At 39.7% G+C, this 3,352-nt stretch carries 3 protein-coding genes; all 3 read left to right on the plus strand.

What is annotated here, in order from left to right; translation table 11 throughout:
• Positions 1 to 179: 179 nt before the first annotated feature.
• The 3 genes from NRI27_RS17845 to NRI27_RS17855 all read left to right on the plus strand — a co-directional run bounded on the left by NRI27_RS17845 (position 180) and on the right by NRI27_RS17855 (position 3,158).
• A complete protein-coding gene (locus NRI27_RS17845; RefSeq protein ID WP_371391892.1) occupies positions 180 to 779 on the plus strand; it encodes a DUF6431 domain-containing protein in 600 nt (199 codons plus the stop codon).
• Between the two features lie 202 nt (positions 780 to 981).
• A complete protein-coding gene (locus NRI27_RS17850) occupies positions 982 to 2,358 on the plus strand; it encodes a DDE-type integrase/transposase/recombinase (protein ID WP_371391893.1) in 1,377 nt (458 codons plus the stop codon).
• The gene (locus NRI27_RS17855) at positions 2,358 to 3,158 is read left to right on the plus strand and encodes an ExeA family protein (RefSeq protein ID WP_371391894.1); all 801 of its coding nucleotides are present in this window, start codon (positions 2,358 to 2,360) and stop codon (positions 3,156 to 3,158) included. The genes NRI27_RS17850 and NRI27_RS17855 overlap by 1 nt, the downstream gene beginning before the upstream one ends.
• The last annotated feature ends 194 nt before the right edge of the window (positions 3,159 to 3,352 follow it).

Below are 3,352 nucleotides of genomic sequence, written 5' to 3' on the forward strand. Positions count from 1 at the left end.
CTGTCCGCTGCCACTTTTATTGGCGGCGTTTTTTGTTGTTTTAGGAAAATATTATGTCGGCACATATCAAGGGAAATATGCGACAATGTATAAATACTAATTATTCCCTGGCGGGAGGAGGACAAAAAAATTACCCCGAAGAGATGGCAGTCTCTCCGAGGTGATGAACAATAAACACTATGATTAGATTAAAATATCTTGGAAAGACGGTCAAGGGCTATTTACGCCTTTACCAAGATGTTCCTCCAAAAGACGAGGAGAACTGCCCTGACTGTCATAGGAAATTATACAATCATGGACGATATTATCGTTCGGTTGTAACTGGAAAGACCCTTACCAGAATACCTATTTATCGCAGGTTGTGTCCCGAGTGTGGAAAGACATTCTCATTATTACCTGATTTTCTTTTTCCGTATCGGATTCCTTCTGGTCGAATACTTCAAAAAGCATGGTTTTTAAGATACGTAAAAGGAAAAAGTTACAATCACATTCAAAACTTCCTTTCAAACAGGATGACAGGAGGAATTAGTTATAAAACGATTATCCGATGGGATGCTTTTTGGAAGGATAAGAAGGATCCCCTGATACAGCTACTCATCTCTCATATTGTCACCATCCATCCCATAGCGATTAACTTTAAGGATATTAAATCGCTTGGTGAAGAACAAGCGCTATTAAATTTTCTTCTCCCTAAGGCATGGAAAATTTTTCATCCTTCGATTCCCTACCCTTTTTGCGGCTTTCTTCAATGGATAAATCAACTAATACATAAATATTAAACCGATAAATCCATTACTCTCCACTTATACAACCCGCCTGTTAATCTTCCGAATCTTATTTATCGCCCCTTCGGGGCAATTATTCCTCTTTTTGTCATTTTAAAATGCATGTTCCCACAGAATTTGGTCTCTGCCTTTTCCGTGATAATCGTATTTAAATAGAACATGTAAAAGATCAATTTTTAGAAAAGGGGAAGTTTTGATGGATGAAAAATTTAGAAACGATATTGCCTTATTTCGATTTGGCCTTATTGCGGAAATAGTTACAAGAGATCTTCCTAAAGGAGAACAAGCCCAAAGGCTTCGTGCCATATCGTATAGTGAACATCTAAATCCTTATGGGGAGATGCAGAAAGTTAGTACTCGTACACTTGAACGCTATTTGCAACTTTATCGTAGCGGAGGATTTGAAGTATTGAAACCAACGAAAAGGGGCGGATATGCGCCAAGAGCTATTTCCAATGAGTTATTGGATATGGCAATACAGTTAAAGACTGAGCGGCCCGAACGTTCAGTTGAACAGATCATTCGGATTATGGAAATGGCGAATATAGTGGAACAAGGAGTCATCTCTGAAAGTACTTTATCTAAACAAATGCGTAAAGCTGGAGTGACACGGAAAAAATTAAAACAGGTACCAAGTGGTAGGCAGTTTCGCCGCTTTGAGTTTCCTTATAGGAATGCTTGTTGGCAAGGGGATGTGCAACATACACTTTATCTTCCCGACCCGGAAAATCCGGATAAAAAACGGGTAGCTAAGTTATTTGCATTTATTGATGATTATACGAGATTCATCGTACATGGGCAGTTTTATTTTGAGGAAAAGGGTGCACAGTTAGAGGATTGCTTATTTAAGGCCATAATGAGCCAGGGAAAGCCAGAGCAGATCTATGTAGACAACGGCTCGATTTATCGAGCAAAGGCGTTAGAAACAACCTGTGCAAAACTCGGTATAAAGCTTACTCACTCTACTGTGAGAAGACCACAGGGGCGTGGAAAAATAGAGAGGTTCTTTCAATTCGTCGATTCGTCTTTCAAACCCGAAGCTTATGATCTAATTGAGTCGGGAAGAATTCAATCTATCGAGCAGTTAAATCGGTATTTTCATATCTGGAAGGAATCAATTTATCATGAGCGGATTCACGGCGAAACGAAACAAACTCCCAATCAGAGATGGGAAGAGTGTGATCAACCTACGGTTTCCGTTTCTTTTTCTGACCTGAAGAATGCGTTTTATTGGGAAGAGGAGCGAAAGGTTGACAATACAGGATGCATTTCATTTCAAGGGAACAAGTATGAGGTGGAATCTCAACTGGTTGGAGAACTAATCACGATTCGCTTCGATCCCAATGATTTAGAAAAACTGGAAGTTTGGCTGAATGGAAATCAATATGAGAATGCACTCCCACTCAAGCTCACCAGACCGAAACACGAAAAGGCAGCGTCTCAAAAAGCGAACCAAACGGAAGAAGAAACCGGTTTAAACCTTCTTGAATTATCAATACCTAACCATGAGCAGAAACAAAAGGAAAAGAGAGGGACCGTCAGCTACCAAACCCTTGTGGAGGATGGAAATTAATGATTTCTAAACATTTTAATTGGAACTATACCCCTTTTCAAAAGGACGTTCAAACCAAACATTTATATAAGACAAGTCATTTTAAAGAATTGCAAGCACGGTTGACCTTTATGATTCAGCAACGCTCATTTGGCCTTATTACTGGTGAGGTTGGGGCAGGAAAATCAACGGCTATTCGCGCTTTGAGAGATCGGTTGGAAGCGAATCAGTATGTTTTCTTATATTTATCTGATTCTTCTTTGAAGCCGAGGGATTTCTATCGAGAGATGCTTCTTCAAGTTGGAATTGAACCTATGTTTTTGGCAAGTGATTTGAAAAGGCAATTTAAAACAGCCTTGATGGATATCTATGAAAATAAAAAGAAAACGCCCGTCGTGATCATTGACGAGGCGCATTTATTATCAGCATCGATGTTACAGGAGATTCGATTTCTAACAAATTTTGAGATTGATTCACTTTCACCGCTGGCACTGATTCTGGTTGGACAGCCGGAATTGCGGGATAAGCTACGTCTAAGAAGCTTAGAAGCTATTTCGCAGCGGATTAACACACGATTTCATTTGGAAGGATTGTCTTACGATGAAATGAATGAATACATCGTCCATCAATTAGAAATGGCTGGCGAAAAGAGACAGATCTTTACCGAGGCGGCCCTGAAGAGGATATACAAGGAAACACGTGGCATCCTGCGCTTAACAAACCGCTTATGTACAGAATGCCTTTTAGACGCTGTTTCCAGAAAACAAGAATTGGTAGATGAAGACTCTGCTGAACGAGTTATCGACGACTACCGTTTTTAAGGACCTTCAGGTCCTTTTTTTCTTTTATGAGTTTAATACAAAAACCAAAAGAATTCAATGGTTTTTCTATCCATAAAATGTCAATGAGTATGGCGATAATAAGAAGCAAACGAAGGTGTCGGTGGCGAATTTAATTTGTCACCGACACCTTCGTTTCCGAAATTACCGCCATTAAAAATGGCTCCTGACATGAT

It is taken from the genome of Sporosarcina sp. OR05 (assembly GCF_041414805.1).
Classification (GTDB): Bacteria; Bacillota; Bacilli; order Bacillales_A; family Planococcaceae; genus Sporosarcina; species Sporosarcina saromensis.

Excerpts from the sequence above, each read along its gene's own strand:
- NRI27_RS17845 (WP_371391892.1), top strand. The coding sequence starts at position 180 with ATGATTAGATTAAAATATCTTGGAAAGACGGTCAAGGGCTATTTACGC.
- NRI27_RS17850 (WP_371391893.1), top strand. The coding sequence starts at position 982 with ATGGATGAAAAATTTAGAAACGATATTGCCTTATTTCGATTTGGCCTT.
- NRI27_RS17855 (WP_371391894.1), top strand. The coding sequence starts at position 2,358 with ATGATTTCTAAACATTTTAATTGGAACTATACCCCTTTTCAAAAGGAC.